A 14,348-nucleotide genomic window follows, 5' to 3' on the forward strand; every position below is an offset into this window, starting at 1 on the left:
GAGGTGGGAAGGGCACACAACGTGCGAGGGTCGCAGGTCCGTCCTTTTCGCGGCGGCCCAACCCTCATTCACGATGGCCACAAAGAAAACCCCGAGCGCGCCTCCCGTCGGAGCTTCCAACGCGATCCCAGCGGAAACCCACCAGACCGCCGCAACCAACGAACCGGTGCTGACCACCAACCAGGGCGTGCCGGTCTCGGACAATCAGAATTCCCTGAAGGCGGGAGAGCGGGGTCCCGTATTGCTGGAGGACTTCGTACTGCGGGAGAAGATCACGCATTTCGATCACGAACGAATCCCCGAACGCATTGTTCACGCACGGGGATCCGGGGCACACGGCTATTTCCTGCCGTATGAATCCGCGGCGGATCTGACGAAGGCCGCCTTCCTGCAGAATCCGAAGAAGAAGACCGAGGTTTTCGCCCGCTTCTCCACGGTGGCGGGTGGGGCCGGATCGGTGGATCTTCCGCGAGACGTGCGCGGCTTCTCGGTCAAATTCTACACCGAAGAGGGCAACTACGATTTCGTCGGCAACAACATCCCCGTGTTCTTCATTCAGGACGCGATGAAATTCCCGGACGTGATCCACGCCGTCAAAATGGAACCGGATCGTGGCTTCCCACAGGCGGCTTCGGCCCACGCAACCTTCTGGGATTTCATCTCCCTCACTCCGGAAAGCATGCACATGATCATGTGGGTCATGTCGGACCGGGCCATCCCCCGCTCGCTGAGGATGATCGAAGGCTTCGGCGTTCACACCTACCGGCTGATCAATGCCGAAGGCGTCAGCCGCTTCGTGAAGTTCCATTGGAGGCCGGTGCTGGGTTCATCATCGGTGATCTGGGACGAGGCGGTGAAGATCAGCGGTGCCGATCCGGATTTCCATCGCCGGGATCTGTGGGAGTCGATCGAACGCGGCGACTTCCCGGAGTGGGAATTCGGCGTCCAGGTCATTGAGGAGGCGGACGCCGCCAAGCTGGACTTCGACCTGCTGGACCCGACCAAGCTCATCCCCGAGGAAATTATTCCCATCCGGATGCTGGGCAAGATGGTCCTCAACCGCAATCCGGACAACCACTTCGCCGAGACGGAGCAGGTCGCCTTCTGTCCGGCGAATGTCGTTCCCGGCATCGGCTTCTCCGATGACCCGCTCTTGCAGGGACGCTTGTTCTCGTATCTCGACACGCAGCTCAGCCGGCTGGGGGGCCCGAACTTCCATCAGATCCCCATCAACGCTCCCCGCTGCCCGATGCACAACTTCCAGCGCGACGGTCTCCGACAAATGGGTGTGTTGAAAGGACGCGTTGCCTACGAGCCGAGCCAGATCGAGCCCGCCGGCCCGCGGGAGTGTCCGGTCACCGGCTTCCGTACCCATCCCGAGGCCGAGACCGGGGAAAAGATCCGCAAGCGCGCGGAGACCTTCGCCGACCATTACTCGCAGGCCCGGCTTTTCTTCCGGTCGATGACGCCGCCGGAGCAGAATCACATCGCGAGCGCCCTTGCGTTCGAACTGGCGAAGGTGGAGATCAAGGAGATCCGGCAGCGGATGCTGGGCCATCTGCAGCACATCGATGCGGCGCTGCACGACACGGTCGGCGCGGCATTGGGAATGGAAGGTACGGACATCGATGTAACTCCGGCCGTGAAGCCCCGGGACCTTGAGCCATCCCCATCCCTGAGCCTGATCACGAAGGCACCTTCGACCTTGAAAGGAAGAAAGGTGGGGATCCTCGTCACCGATGGCACGGATGCGTTGCTGTTGGAGTCCCTCGTTGCCGCGATCCGGAAGGAAAAGGCGGTGGTGGGACTTGTGGCTCGCCGGATAGGCGGCTTCACGGATTCGAACGGTTCGATGGTCGAAGTGCAGCACGCGTTGTCGGGCGCACCTTCCGTGCTGTTCGACGCCGTTGTCCTCCTGCCTTCGGCGGATGCGGTGGAGAGCCTCGTCCAAGAAGCCGCGGCGGTAAACTGGGTGCGGGATGCCTATGGGCATTTGAAGGCCATCGGCCATCATGCCGCCGCGCTTCCGCTGTTGGAAGCGGCGGCGGTGACGGTGGATTCCGCGGTCGTGGACGTGGAGGCTCCGAAAGGAATCCGGAACTTTGTCGCGGCGGCGAAAAAGGGACGACTCTGGGAGCGGGAACCCGCGCTCCGAAGCATCGGATGAGCGGCCCGCCCTTCATTCTGCAAGAACTGAAAACACAAACCAACCAACATCATGAACCGTAGAACCGTAACCAAAGTGTGTTTCTTCACCGCCGTTGGAGCCACCATCGGCATCGCCAGCGCGAAGGATGATGGAAAAGTCGGCGACATGACTCCGGCCGATTTCGACAAGACCAACAAGGACGCAGGCGAGAAGATCAAGGCCCTGAAGGCGGACGCTTCGAAGCTCTCCGAGGATGATCTCAAATACTTGGGAGAGATCGCCATGGGGGGCATGTTCCAACTTGAAGCCAGCAAGCTAGTAGCCGGCAAGGGACAAGGGGCCGACATCAAGCTGTACGCGCTGGGCGAAGTCGCCGAACAAACCGGCCTCTCCGACAAGCTCAAGGAGGTGGCCTCGGCGAAGGGAACCACGCTGCCAACCGCCATGGACAAGGAAGCCGAAAAGACGATCGCCAAACTGAAGGGGCTGTCGGGCCGGGAATTCGACGAAGCCTACCTGAAGCAGGTGGGCATCGCGGGCCACAAGGTCCTCAAGGACACGATGGAAAAGGTCAAAAGCAAGGCGAAGGATCCGGTGCTCAAGCAGATCGCCGAAAATGCTCTTCCCTTGATCGAAATCCATCTCGCCGCTGCCACGGCCGAGTTGAAGATGTCCTGATTGGCGCCGGGCCGAGTGTGGCGCTACGCGCTTTGAAGACATGCTTCGGGAAGCCCGCGGACTGGCGTCTGCGGGCTTCGGTTTGTTAGGGCTCTAAAAGCAAGATTGCCGAAGAACCCCGAATCCGTGGATGAGCATTTCGGAAGAAAAAATACGAGAGACTAGGGATTTTCCGTACGGGGATTGTCGCATTCGCCCCGGGGTTTTTTCTTGAGCGGGGGTGGACCCAGTTTTTAGGAGAAAGGCGACCAAAATGACCAACAATGCTCACCGCTACTGACGAAGACCGGAAGGTTCGACGAGCGCTTGAGACGCTGATCCAGTCGCTCTGGTTGGACCATTACATACACGAGGAGGCCAACGGTTACCGCCTTTTCTGGACACCGCTTGGGAAGCAACGGGCGATGCTCATGCAGCACCTGGTCCGCTCACGAAACCTCGCCGGAAGCTTGGCGGAAGTCGAGACCTACGCCGGAAAGTGCCGTCAAGCCGGACTGGCGTCCGGCACCGGCTTGTCCGATCCGGAGACCGAGTTCTGGCTGATGTGCCACCGCGAGTGGAAAGAGGATGATCCGGGGGTCCTGTGGACCATGATGCGGCTCTTCGACCAGTGGATCCCCCGCAACCCGGAGGAGTTCGCGCAGGAAGCCGACTTCTGACAGGAAGGGCCGGTGTCGCTGCAGAATGGCTGACGCGGGCGGACCGGAGAACCTCGGATTTTGGCTCTGCCCTGCCACCTATGTTCCGGGGGGAAGCGGTGGCGGGGCGGGGTCCATATCCACGAGGCTCCGTCCGGAAACGGGTCCCACAAGCGGCGCTTTTTCAAGAATGACTGGCGGACGTTTCATCGTGCCTTCGGGAGAGGCAACTCCTTCAAGCGTATGAGGACAGCTTCTACGGAAGGAAGAAGAACCAGCCGGATGGAATCGCGAATTCCCGGCATGGTGTCGGGACTGGCGAGGGCGGATTCATAGGCCTCGATCAGGGAGGTTTCGATTCGCTGGAGGTAATCCAGCACCGGGCCGGAATGTTCACATGCATCCGCTTCCGCAAACGCCCTGAGAAGCTGCTCGTCCGGCTCGATGTCGCACATCGGGGATGCCTCCAGGGCTCGCAGGTGATTACGGAGCCGCAGGATGTTGGACTCATGGCAGGAAAGACTTTGGTTGACGGCGGTCAGCTCAACGTCACTCCCGAGCTGACTTGCGGACATGCTCCATCCCAGCCGAGCTCCGCACTCGGCATGGAGGAGTGCCTCGCAGATCCGGATGCATGCGCCGTTGTAATTCATTTTCCTCTCGGCGTTGGCGGTCGCTCAAACACGCGGGGAACGTCCGCCGCGCATGAAAAACGAGATCAGCCACAGTACCAGGAAAATGACGAACAGGATCCAGGCGATGTTGGCGGACATGCCGGCAATGCCCGTCAGGCCGAGGACGCCGGCGATGAGGGCGATGACGAGAAAGACGAGGCTCCAGTGTAACATGGCTTTGACAGGTTGGCGGTTGAGCCGGGCGGCGGAATGCCTTGCCGACGTTCTAACCGGTCGCACCATCGGTGATGAAATCAAGGAATGATCGGGACGTTTTCGGCTTTTCCGGTTGTTCCGTGATCCACTCGGGAAACCGATCATTTGAATACTATAATCCAAGTAACGGGCTTCGTTTACGTCATTCGTTCATTGCCTTCTTTCTTCTGCTTGTCTCCCACGCTCGCGGGTTCTCTCCTTGGGCGGCACTTCTTCGTGCTTGCCCGCCAAGAGCGGGCCCCGCGTCCACCTTGGCACCAGATACGGCGGATCCATCACCCGGCCTTGGGAACGAAGTTCTTGTCTGTGAGGACACAGCGCCGTCACGGTGACTGCCCTGTCGGCCTGGGGGGAAGACCTTTTCGCGAACCAGGTGCCATCAGGCGCATCCACCCCGAGTTACTCTTCAGCAAGCGAAGACAACGCCTCTTGCCAATCGCAGCCTTCGTTCTCTTTAAAATCGCCTGGGTGGAGGTGTCCGTAACGGTCCAGGAAGGTATCAAGGGCATTGCGCCGGATGCGGACTACACTGCCGTCATTCTGGAAGGCCACTACCTCACCGCCTTCTTCTACGATCCGGTTCAGCTCCACAAGCTGACGGATGGTGAAGTCCTCATGTGGTGCCGGCCCCGTCGCGAGAGATGATGAAAGTTCATCGGACATCCGGCAAGTTAGCGCCTTCCCGGCTGATTGCCATTCGGGATTGGGTCGGCGATGACACAGCGGCGGCGGCCAAAGGCAAGCACGGTGTCCGATCAAGGTGTCTGCGATTCCGGATGGTAGCGCGCACTCGACGAGCCGGGCCTGGGATCTCGTGTCGGGCCTTTGCCGCGACTTCAACGGTCCTTGAAATAGATTTGTGCCAATAAAAGAATCCCACCCGCGGCGGCCACCAGAAAGAACACCATGGCCAGGCCGGGATAACCGAACAAGCGGAACGTGGTCTCGATGCGGGCCAGCATCGAACTTCCCACGATAAACGCGGCGAGGATGAGCCCCATGGTGATCCGGTTCGCCACTTTTTGCAGCCCGACCATCAGGGTCTTTTCGTCGATGGAATCGACCTTCACGCGGAGCTTGTTGTCGGAGACGAGATCGAGGATCCGGTTCATCCGGCCGGGAAGCTGGGTCACGAAATCTTTCACCTCGGTGAGGATTCCCAGAAAGTTCGCGGAGGTGAGGGTGTCCCGCATGCGGGCGTTTCCGAGCTCCGCCAGATTGCGGCGGATAGCTTCGTGTGGATTGAAATGCGGGCTCAGCGCCGCTCCGACGCTGTCGAGATTCATGAGCGTTTTTCCAATGAGACTGATCTCACCCGGAATGCCGATGCCGGCATCGGCACAGGCCTTGGTCACGGCCATGACGATGAAACCCATGTTGATGTCCTCCAGCCGCCGGGATTTGGCGGCGCCAACGATATCCTCGACCCGGGAAATAAAGGCGTTCCGGTCCAATCCCTCGGAAGGGGAAATTCCAATGTTCATCGCAGCCTCCGCCACCTGAACCCCGTTACCCTCGCTGATTCCCGCCAACAAATGCATGAGATGATCTCTCATGCGTGCCTGTACTCGGCCGGTCATGCCGAGATCCATGATCGCGATCTCCCGCCCGGGAGTCAGCAGCAGGTTCCCGGGATGCGGATCGGCATGGAAGAAGCCATCGATCAGGATTTGCTTCAGATAGGCACGGAAGAGTTGTTCCGCGAGAGTCTCACCTCTGAGATCGGTGAGGACGGCTCCTGACAATGCCGTGACCTTGGTGCCCGCAAGAAACTCCATGGTGAGCACGCGGCTGGTGGTGTAGTCGCGTATCACATCCGGAACCCGCAGCCGGTCAAAATCGCGGAGATTGTGTTTCAGTTCGACGAGGTTGTCGGCTTCCCGGGTGTAATCGAGTTCGCCGACGAGACGGCTCCGGAATTGCTCCACAATCCGGGCCGTCTGATATTTCCGCCCGAAATCGGTGTGTTCATCGAGAAAGGCTGAGATCGATTCGAAGCTGTCCAGATCCTCGAAAATCCTCTTCCGAATGTGGGGCCTTTGGACCTTCACCGCCACTTCCCGGCCGTCCCGCAGCAGCGCGCGATGGACCTGTCCGAGGGAGGCGGATGCGGTGGGCTTCTCGTCGAACTGGTCGAAGGCTTTTGAAATGCGCACTCCCAGCTCCTCTTCAATCCGTTGTTTGACCTCCTCGAACGGGATGGGTTCGACGTGATCCTGCAATCGGCACAGGGGCTCCAGAATACGGGGAGGCAGCAGATCGGCACGTGTGGACAACAGTTGGCCGATTTTCACGAAGGCGGGGCCGAGGCGCTCAAGATCCGAGGCCAAGTCGGTTCCCTTGTTCTCTCCTACCTCCTCCCCGCCATCTTGATCTTCAGGGTGGACCATCGCCCTCAGTTGAGGATCGGTGCTGAGACTGCTTCCGCCATATTTGATCAGCAGCAACGCTATGTCTTTGTAGCGGATCAGATGCTTGGGAGAGAGGTCCATAATTCTCTAACATCGCACGCCTCCGATCGATTTCAACCTGCCGCTTGCCACTGATCGGGAATCCCGGGATCCACCTTGCTCAAGCCAACCTTACGCCACTCCTCCTTTTCCTTCAGATTCCCTCCTGCCAAAACGCCTTCTTATCCAAGGAAGAATCACCAGGACAGCGATCAAGACGCCCATGATCCAAAGGATGCTTTCTGTCTCCAACGCGTGGCCGAAGGCGAGCGAGGGAATGGCGAAAAGAAGGTACACCGGCATGCCGACCCAAAGGTAGACTCTCGGGGGAATGTCGGTCAACGCGAGCAGATAGAGCTTTGCCGCGTAGGGCGGCCCGTAGATCGCGGCGAACAGTGCCGTCCAGCGGACCTGATGCCCGCGTGACAACACCGGAACCTTGTATCCCCATCGCTCCAGACGCTGGAGAAGCCAGCTCCGCGGACGGGCATGCGCGATACGGTAGGCGAGGAGATGGTGGAAGACCATCGCACAGGCCGTGAGAAGAAAGCCGTTCCCGAACCCGAACCTCGTGCCAGCCACGATGAGGAACAGGTTGATCGGGCAGCCGCACAACGGAAGAACAAACATCGCGGCGATGAAGGCCGGAGCCGGGATGCTTCTGCCCTTCTCCAACAACGCCTCCACGTTCAGCGACGGGTGATCGCCCAAAAACAGAAAGAGGATGAAGCCCGCAAGGACGAAGCCTAAGAGAATTTTGAAAACCCGTGATCTGGTCACCTGGATCTTCATTCCGTGGGGATCTTGAATTCCACACAAAGCGGCAGATGATCGGACGCCACCGCCGAAGTCGGAGTGGAGGGAATAATCACGTTCTCCACTTCCAGATCAGAACTGGCGAAGACATGATCTAGCCGCAGCAGCGGCCGGTGGGCGGGAAAGGTCGGGCGTGCGACCTGTCCGGTTCGTCCCTGACTCGCCGCAGGGAGACGCTCATTGAGCCGCTGCCAGACACGAGAGGAAGGCACCGAGTTGAAATCCCCGCATAGGATGGCCGGCTCGTCCTTCGCGACAGCTCCGAGCCATTCGTCACCCAGCAGTTCTCCGGCCTGGATGATGCGTTCCCGGCGTGCCAGACCGAAATGCGTGTTGATGAAGTGGACCGCCGGGCGTCCATCCGAAGCAGGCAGTTTGATCCAGATCGCACCCCGCGCTTCTTTGCCGCGTGCCGCTTGGGTCAGAAGAGCCGACCGCTGGATCTCGAATGGCTGCTTCGAAAACACCGCGATCCCGTATCCTTCGCTCCCCTCCTCCAACACACTGTAGAAGGAATGCTCCATCCTAAGATGGCGGGCGATCGCGAGCGCCTGGTCGGCATGGCCCGTCCGCAGCCGATGAACATCCACCTCCTGGAGGGCGACCACGTCGGGATCGAGCTGATTGATCACGCGTGCGATGCGCTCGGGCCTCACCTTCCCATCAATGCCGCGGCAGCTGTGCACATTGTAGGTCACCACCTTCAACGTTCCGTTGGCGGGCGTGGTGTGATGGGCCACCGCTTCCTCGGACGACAGGTCGAGATACCGCATAAGCATTGATCGGAGTTCGGCAGGCCTCAGACAGCCCGCACGAAGTCCCCGATGCCAACGCTCCAGACGATCCGGTACCAGCACGAATCCATGCGTTTCCTCGCTGCCCGGGCCGCCGTGTCCGCCGTTTTCCAGGACAAAAGAAACCGGTGGTATCCCGGGTCTCCACCCACTGACCAACAGATCGCCCGCGTTCGGGTGTTGGCACAGACCCACCAGATCTTCGGTTGCCTCCTTGAGGAACGGATGGTCCTCGCCAATCAGATGCCTCTCATCTCCAGGCAGGGTCCATGATCCCTCGCGATCAAAGGCTCGTATCACGCCGTCCGCCGCCGGAAGCAGAACCAACGGCACTCCGCCTTCGACCAACCGCGTGGCATACATCGCCCTCTCCGTTTCACCGAGCTTCACCGGCAGATAAATGTGCCCGATCGGCCCCAACGCGGTGAGAATGATTTCCTTCTCTGGATCGCAGGTCGCCGCCATCGATTCGAGGGGCACTTCACGCTGGAGCAATCCACGGCAACGATCCCACGTGCTGCCCACCACGGTGGGGAAGGCTGGAGTCCACACGGGAAAGGACGACGCAGGGCCGGTCGACAAGGCCTCTCCCACGACTTCCGCCAGTGGGCGTCCGCTGGTTCGAGCGAACGGAACGGTCTTCTCCTGGCCGTGATCGGAATACACCACGATCTCGTAGTCCCGATAAGACGACGCCATCGCCGCGTGATGAATGTCGCGGATCGTGCGGTCCAGCCCCTTGAGCGTCCAGTGGGCGAAGGCCGACCCCGGACCCCGGCGGTGGGCTTGCTCGTCGTAACCGAGGAAGTTCGCATGGATCACCCTCACGCCACGCTCGATGTCCAACAGGATGTGAAGCCGGATGAATTCGCGCACCACACTGCAGATGATTACACGCATCGGCACGAACGAGAGCTCCTTGCGCAGGTCCTGATTCCGGAACAATCCGCGCGCCACATCCACAAACGCCAGTACCAGTTCCACGGCGGCCAGCCCCGCGATCCGCAGCAGCTTGACGAAATAGAGCGCGGAGAGCACCAACCACTTCAGCACATTCACGCGCTTCCATATCTCCCGGAGCGCGAAATCACGGGAGCAGAACCAGGATCGCGCGGCCCCCGCGACATAGATGTCCGAATACGCGTGTGCTCCGTCCAGAAGAGGCTTTCCGCACTCGCGCCTCAGTTCATCCTCCACGTCGCTCGCGGAATCCGCTTCATACATGCGGCGCAGCTTGCCGGTCGCACGATCCAGGAACTGGAAACTCGGCACGGCGGACTTCTTTCCATAAAACAACTCCGCCTGGACCGCGGGGGTGGTGGATGGCAGGCCCGAGTAAAAGCTCTCGAGCTGGAAGTGGCCCCGTCTGACCAGCTTCCGCAGAAATGGAACCCGGCCGTCTTCCATCGCCTTCTCCAGTTGCCGCCGCGACAATCCATCGACCTGCAGCACAATGAGCCCGGGTTCGGTGGTTTCTCCACGCGGCAGTTCATATCCAAGGAGCCCCGCCACCCAATGGGTGCGGTTCAGTTTCCGGCGGAGCCAGCGCAACCGCACATTGATCCGGCTAATCAATCGACACCTCCTGTTCCGGCGGAACCACCGCAGCGGCCACCGCGGAAGTCTTGGCCGCCAGCAGATTCCATTCGATCTCCACCGTCTGGACAAAATCGTCCCACAGCGATCGCTCGGCTTCGTCACCTTTCCGATAATTGGCGAGAACCTCGCCATACAGCGCCAGCATCCTTTCCGCACACTTGCTTCGATCAAACCGGCTGGCCGTCTTCACCGCCTCCTGCCGCCACGCAGCCATCCGACCGGCATCGCCCGCCACCTGATCAAGCGCCGTGGCGAATGCTTCTTCGGACTCATCGGACGGCAACAACCGGCCATTCACTCCGTCTTCCACCACCTCGCGGACTCCCGGTCCATCCAAGGCAACGACCGGGCAGCCGCAGGACATGGCCTCCGCCAATACCAATCCCTGCGTTTCCGATTGCGAGGCGAACACAAACAGATCCATCGCCGCGTAGGCATCCGCCAGATCCTTGCCGCTGCGGACCCCCAACGCATGAAAGCGACCGTCATGGCCAATCATGCTCTTCCGGACTTCATCCATCGCTCCGCCATCCCCCACGACCACGAAGACGGAATCGGGATTCCTTCCCAAATGGATATCCACCGCTTTCGCCAGGTAGGCGAGGTTCTTCTCATGAGCGATACGCCCGACATGGCCGATGACAAAAGCTTCCGGAGCAATGCCTGCCGAGTTGCGGACATCGCTTCCCTCCCCCGTTGCGAAGAAAGCCGTGTCCACGCCGGTGGGTAGCTCCATAACCGGCGTGGTCACGCCTCTCGCCATCAGCAGATCGGCCACGCTTTGGCTTGGAGCGATCACCTGCTGGCAAAGGTTGCAGTACTCCGTCGCCAGTTGGATCGCGGCCCGCTTCAGAGCCGGTGAGTCCAGCGGCACGTAGTGGGTGTATTGCTCATACAAGGTATGATGGGTGAACACCACGGGGACCCCGATCCTCCAGCCTTCGCGCAGGGCGGCATCCCCCAGCAGGAACGGATGGTGGCTGTGGATGAGATCGGGAGCGAATTCATCGATGAACTCGCGAATGAGTCCGGGAGAAGGCAGCCGCACGCTGAAGTCGCTGCCGTTGAAATTCTGGATCGCAGGGACGCGCAACACCTCGGGCGAATCTTCCGCTCCCTCGAATTCAGGTGCCACGATCCGTACTTCATGGCCCAGCCTCCGGCATTCTTCCGCCAGCGTGGAAACGGCTCTGGCGACCCCGCCCACATGCGGCAGGTAGGTATTGGTGAACATCGCGATTTTCATGGAGAAGCTTTCTGGAGGTGGTGCTCGACCCCTGAAGCTGCATCGGGGATCGGGTCGTAACCGGGCACGGCAATGAGGATCCTCCCCGGGGCATCATGCCATCGGGCTGTCACGAGCACGCGATGGTCGACCAACCTGACGGTCACCTCGCCCCAGGCGGTCAAGGTGGGCCCGAAGCCGATCTCGCTGCCATCGAGCCATTCCGGAAGAATGCCGGAACCGACGATCACCAGATGGTCGTCTTCACGAATGAAGCAATTGCGCATCATCATGATCCACTCCGCCGCCGCCCATCCATGCTGCCCATCTCCCATGCATCCCCCAAGGGTGCGCGGATGAATCGCTTCGGGCCATTGGCCGGTCGGCGAGGCCAGCGCCGCCACACTTCGGATGAGTGCCGCATGACGAGGGTCACCCGCCCTCAGAAGGGTCTGGGCCAGATCCAGCGTGAGGTAGGCATTGATCCCGGAGTGGATCATCTCCTGAAAGAAGCCGCCTCCATGGAAGCAACAGGTCAGGAGAAACTCCAAGGTCTTCGCCAGGCGTGGTTCTCCTGCCGGATAAAGTTGCAGGGGGTAGTCGGCGACCATGGATCCGATCGCTCCAGCATCCATCCGCCGTCCCGGAGCAGCGGGTATTGCGCCCAGGGTTCGCTCGCGCGGGATCGAAGCCAGGCTGCGCTCAATGCCGTCGCGGAAGGCCTTCGACAGCGTTCGCGCCGTTTCCGCCATGCGCCGATCTCCGGAGTGCTCCCAGTAACGGCCGATTTCCCAGAGCCCTCCCACCGCCCAATAGTCGTCCCAGTAATAGAAGTCGTTCGGTCCCAAGTGTTCGGCGCTGAATCCCGCGGGCAACAATCCACCCGCTCCGCTCGTATGATCCGGCGACAGCCGCTTTCGATCCAGCCAGGCAACCGCCTTCCTCGCCGCCGCATTCAATTCGGGGGAAAGCGACCGTTTCGTCATCGCCGCATGGCGTGCGAGAATCCACAGCACCTGCCCGTTTGAATCCCATTCCCCTTCCTGCGATTCGAAATATCCGCCGAAGGTTTGCCGCTGCGGGAACTGGCGGATGATCCGCTCGGCCCGGTCTTCATCGTGGATGGCCAGCAGCGCATGCAACATCAGGCAGGCATCGCGGAACCAGAACCGCCGGTAGGTATAGGGACCGGGGACCACCAGATCAGCCGCCAGGAGGACCAGGGTCCGAACGGCGCTGTCATACAGAAACTGCATCCGTTCATCCGGAACCCTCAGCCGCGCCAGGCCGACGGTTGCATCCTTCCACGCCTCCGAAGCGGATCCTTTCCGCGCAGCGGCCTTCTCCTTCCCGTCCGCATCCCTCAAATCGATCGTCACTTTCAAGGAACGCGGCTGTCCCGCCTTCATGCGGAACATCGCGGCGGCGGTGGCCATCCCCACCTCGCAGTGAACCTCCCTTTCCAGCTCAGCTCCTGCCAGACGATGCGAAACGTCCCCTTGGGCGTAGTGAGCCATGCGCAGGAGGTCCGGTGCTTCGGAAAGCATCACCTCCGTTTGGTCATCCACGAGAAGCGAGCGGCGGTCCTGCGTCGCCCGGATGTCATGGATGAACTGGACGCCCTCCGGGTTGTAAGGTCGCACCGAAGCGATGATCCAGCCGTCTTCGTCCGACTTTCCCTCCACATGGATTTCCAGGCGCGGCCCGCCCTTCTCCAGTTGCATCGCGGTTCGAGCGGTCAACTCCATCCCATCGTGCACTCCGTGGGTGCACACCTGCAAGGCCGGCTCCAGTTCGAGTTTTTGTGTCACCTCCCGCTCCTCAAGGCGGGAGGGAAACAGCTTTTTCCCGGTGTCGGTGATGATCCAGAAATCGAGGGACCATCCATCATGGAGCGGAGTGACCATTCCCCGCGGATCCACGATCGGATAAATCACCCGGTCGGGCACGCCGACCGCGGTCCAGTTGCGATGCGTGAGATTGATGTGGCTGAATGAAAACGCCCGCGGCACGAACGATGGGTCCGCCGGATTGAACTGGCGTTCCACCCAGTAGGGCCACAGCCAGTCCATGTTGTGCTGGATCGCCTTCGTATTGACCAGACCCCTAGCGTGAAACGAAATGCCGGCCCGCAACAACTCGAGTGGCTCCTGAACCTCGGATGGCTGGGAAAACTTGCGGATACGGGCCACGAAGGTCGCCGGATCCAGAATGCCGTATCGTTGGGCAGCCATCCTCGCGAGGAACCTCCATGGAAGAAGCCGAATCATAGGTGCTCCTCCAGCATGACGCGGCCCACATTCCTCCGTATTACGTGCCTTCTGAAATCCGCGTGGCTTGGGGAAAAATGCACTCCTCTTCCCGTTACCCGTTTTCATCCATCGCGCAGGTAGCATAGATTCCGCTGCATGGGGTTGCAGTTCGCAACAAGGCAGCTGCACTCCAATCCAACTGGCTCGTAGACCAGATCACCTTAGATTGAACGCTTGCACCGGAAACAATGCCGGTCCCAGCTCATGCCCACGAAAAGCCAGCTCATCGGCGAACTGGAAGACGCCATCCGGACGTGCCGGAACTGTCCTCTTTGGAAAAACGCCACCCAGGCCGTTTGCGGAGAGGGAAGACCTTCCGCGAAGATTCTCATGATCGGCGAACAGCCGGGCAATCAGGAGGATCTCGAAGGGCGGCCGTTCGTGGGTCCCGCAGGCCGCGTGCTGGATCGCGCCCTCCACGATGCCGGGATCGACCGCAGCAAGGTGTGGGTCACGAATGCGGTGAAGCACTTCAAATGGAAACCGAAAGGCAAGATCCGTCTCCACCAGAAGCCCTCGACCGGTGAAATCGACGCGTGCAAACCCTGGTTGCTCCGCGAGCTGTCGACCATCGCCCCACAGGTAGTGGTGATCCTCGGCGCAACCGCTGCGCGAGCCGTGCTTGGAACCGGCATCAAAGTTACGCAGCAGCGCGGTTTGTACGAAGCACCCTCGGTCGCCCCGAAGGTGATCCTCACCGTCCACCCCTCTTCGTTGCTTCGCCGCAGCGGGCATGGCTTCCCGGAGGAAGAATACCAAGCCTTCGTCAGCGACTTGAAACTGATCCTCGGATAGGA

Annotated in this window: 12 protein-coding genes; 4 read left to right on the forward strand and 8 right to left on the reverse strand. The window is 60.5% G+C overall.

From position 1 onward, the window contains the following. Window positions 1-73 precede the first annotated feature (73 nt). From KBB96_RS10020 to KBB96_RS10030, 3 genes are all read left to right on the forward strand, one after another. The gene (locus tag KBB96_RS10020; protein WP_211634558.1) at window positions 74-2,167 is read left to right on the forward strand and encodes a catalase; all 2,094 of its coding nucleotides are present in this window, start codon (window positions 74-76) and stop codon (window positions 2,165-2,167) included. Window positions 2,168-2,218: 51 nt separating this feature from the next. Beyond that, on the forward strand, window positions 2,219-2,827 hold the full coding sequence (locus KBB96_RS10025) for a DUF4142 domain-containing protein (RefSeq protein WP_211634559.1): 609 nt from the start codon (window positions 2,219-2,221) through the stop codon (window positions 2,825-2,827). A gap of 410 nt (window positions 2,828-3,237) precedes the next feature. Further along, on the forward strand, window positions 3,238-3,486 hold the full coding sequence (locus KBB96_RS10030; protein ID WP_211634560.1) for a hypothetical protein: 249 nt from the start codon (window positions 3,238-3,240) through the stop codon (window positions 3,484-3,486). A 185-nt stretch (window positions 3,487-3,671) separates the two neighbouring features. Here KBB96_RS10030 and KBB96_RS10035 read toward each other — a convergent pair whose 3' ends face one another. From KBB96_RS10035 to KBB96_RS10070, 8 genes are all read right to left on the reverse strand, one after another. Further along, window positions 3,672-4,118 carry a hypothetical protein gene (locus tag KBB96_RS10035; RefSeq protein ID WP_211634561.1) on the reverse strand — a complete coding sequence of 149 codons (447 nt, stop codon included), beginning with the start codon at window positions 4,116-4,118 and terminating at the stop codon, window positions 3,672-3,674. Window positions 4,119-4,142: 24 nt separating this feature from the next. After that, on the reverse strand, window positions 4,143-4,313 hold the full coding sequence (locus KBB96_RS10040) for a DUF1328 domain-containing protein (protein WP_211634562.1): 171 nt from the start codon (window positions 4,311-4,313) through the stop codon (window positions 4,143-4,145). 441 nt (window positions 4,314-4,754) lie between these two features. Then, a complete protein-coding gene (locus tag KBB96_RS10045; protein WP_211634563.1) occupies window positions 4,755-5,018 on the reverse strand; it encodes a hypothetical protein in 264 nt (87 codons plus the stop codon). A gap of 173 nt (window positions 5,019-5,191) precedes the next feature. Next, on the reverse strand, window positions 5,192-6,847 hold the full coding sequence (locus KBB96_RS10050) for an ABC1 kinase family protein (RefSeq protein WP_211634564.1): 1,656 nt from the start codon (window positions 6,845-6,847) through the stop codon (window positions 5,192-5,194). Window positions 6,848-6,937: 90 nt separating this feature from the next. Beyond that, complete coding sequence (locus KBB96_RS10055) at window positions 6,938-7,516, reverse strand: TVP38/TMEM64 family protein (protein WP_211634565.1); 579 nt, start codon at window positions 7,514-7,516, stop codon at window positions 6,938-6,940. A gap of 77 nt (window positions 7,517-7,593) precedes the next feature. Further along, window positions 7,594-9,966 carry an endonuclease/exonuclease/phosphatase family protein gene (locus KBB96_RS10060; RefSeq protein ID WP_211634566.1) on the reverse strand — a complete coding sequence of 791 codons (2,373 nt, stop codon included), beginning with the start codon at window positions 9,964-9,966 and terminating at the stop codon, window positions 7,594-7,596. A gap of 16 nt (window positions 9,967-9,982) precedes the next feature. Then, on the reverse strand, window positions 9,983-11,260 hold the full coding sequence (locus tag KBB96_RS10065; protein WP_226373686.1) for a glycosyltransferase: 1,278 nt from the start codon (window positions 11,258-11,260) through the stop codon (window positions 9,983-9,985). Beyond that, window positions 11,257-13,473, reverse strand: coding sequence for a hypothetical protein (locus tag KBB96_RS10070; RefSeq protein WP_211634567.1), 2,217 nt, complete (start codon window positions 13,471-13,473; stop codon window positions 11,257-11,259). The genes KBB96_RS10065 and KBB96_RS10070 overlap by 4 nt, the downstream gene beginning before the upstream one ends. Window positions 13,474-13,755: 282 nt before the next feature. Between KBB96_RS10070 and KBB96_RS10075 the strand changes: the two genes are divergently transcribed. Beyond that, window positions 13,756-14,346 carry a UdgX family uracil-DNA binding protein gene (locus tag KBB96_RS10075; protein ID WP_211634568.1) on the forward strand — a complete coding sequence of 197 codons (591 nt, stop codon included), beginning with the start codon at window positions 13,756-13,758 and terminating at the stop codon, window positions 14,344-14,346. Window positions 14,347-14,348: the final 2 nt, after the last annotated feature.

This window comes from Luteolibacter ambystomatis, from assembly GCF_018137965.1.
Taxonomy (GTDB): Bacteria; Verrucomicrobiota; Verrucomicrobiia; order Verrucomicrobiales; family Akkermansiaceae; genus Luteolibacter; species Luteolibacter ambystomatis.

Bases quoted from the DNA above. Each gene is read 5' to 3' on its own strand.
- KBB96_RS10020 (WP_211634558.1), top strand. From the start codon at position 74: ATGGCCACAAAGAAAACCCCGAGCGCGCCTCCCGTCGGAGCTTCCAAC.
- KBB96_RS10025 (WP_211634559.1), top strand. From the start codon at position 2,219: ATGAACCGTAGAACCGTAACCAAAGTGTGTTTCTTCACCGCCGTTGGA.
- KBB96_RS10030 (WP_211634560.1), top strand. From the start codon at position 3,238: ATGCAGCACCTGGTCCGCTCACGAAACCTCGCCGGAAGCTTGGCGGAA.
- KBB96_RS10035 (WP_211634561.1), bottom strand. From the start codon at position 4,118: ATGAATTACAACGGCGCATGCATCCGGATCTGCGAGGCACTCCTCCAT.
- KBB96_RS10040 (WP_211634562.1), bottom strand. From the start codon at position 4,313: ATGTTACACTGGAGCCTCGTCTTTCTCGTCATCGCCCTCATCGCCGGC.
- KBB96_RS10045 (WP_211634563.1), bottom strand. From the start codon at position 5,018: ATGTCCGATGAACTTTCATCATCTCTCGCGACGGGGCCGGCACCACAT.
- KBB96_RS10050 (WP_211634564.1), bottom strand. From the start codon at position 6,847: ATGGACCTCTCTCCCAAGCATCTGATCCGCTACAAAGACATAGCGTTG.
- KBB96_RS10065 (WP_226373686.1), bottom strand. From the start codon at position 11,260: ATGAAAATCGCGATGTTCACCAATACCTACCTGCCGCATGTGGGCGGG.
- KBB96_RS10070 (WP_211634567.1), bottom strand. From the start codon at position 13,473: ATGGCTGCCCAACGATACGGCATTCTGGATCCGGCGACCTTCGTGGCC.
- KBB96_RS10075 (WP_211634568.1), top strand. From the start codon at position 13,756: ATGCCCACGAAAAGCCAGCTCATCGGCGAACTGGAAGACGCCATCCGG.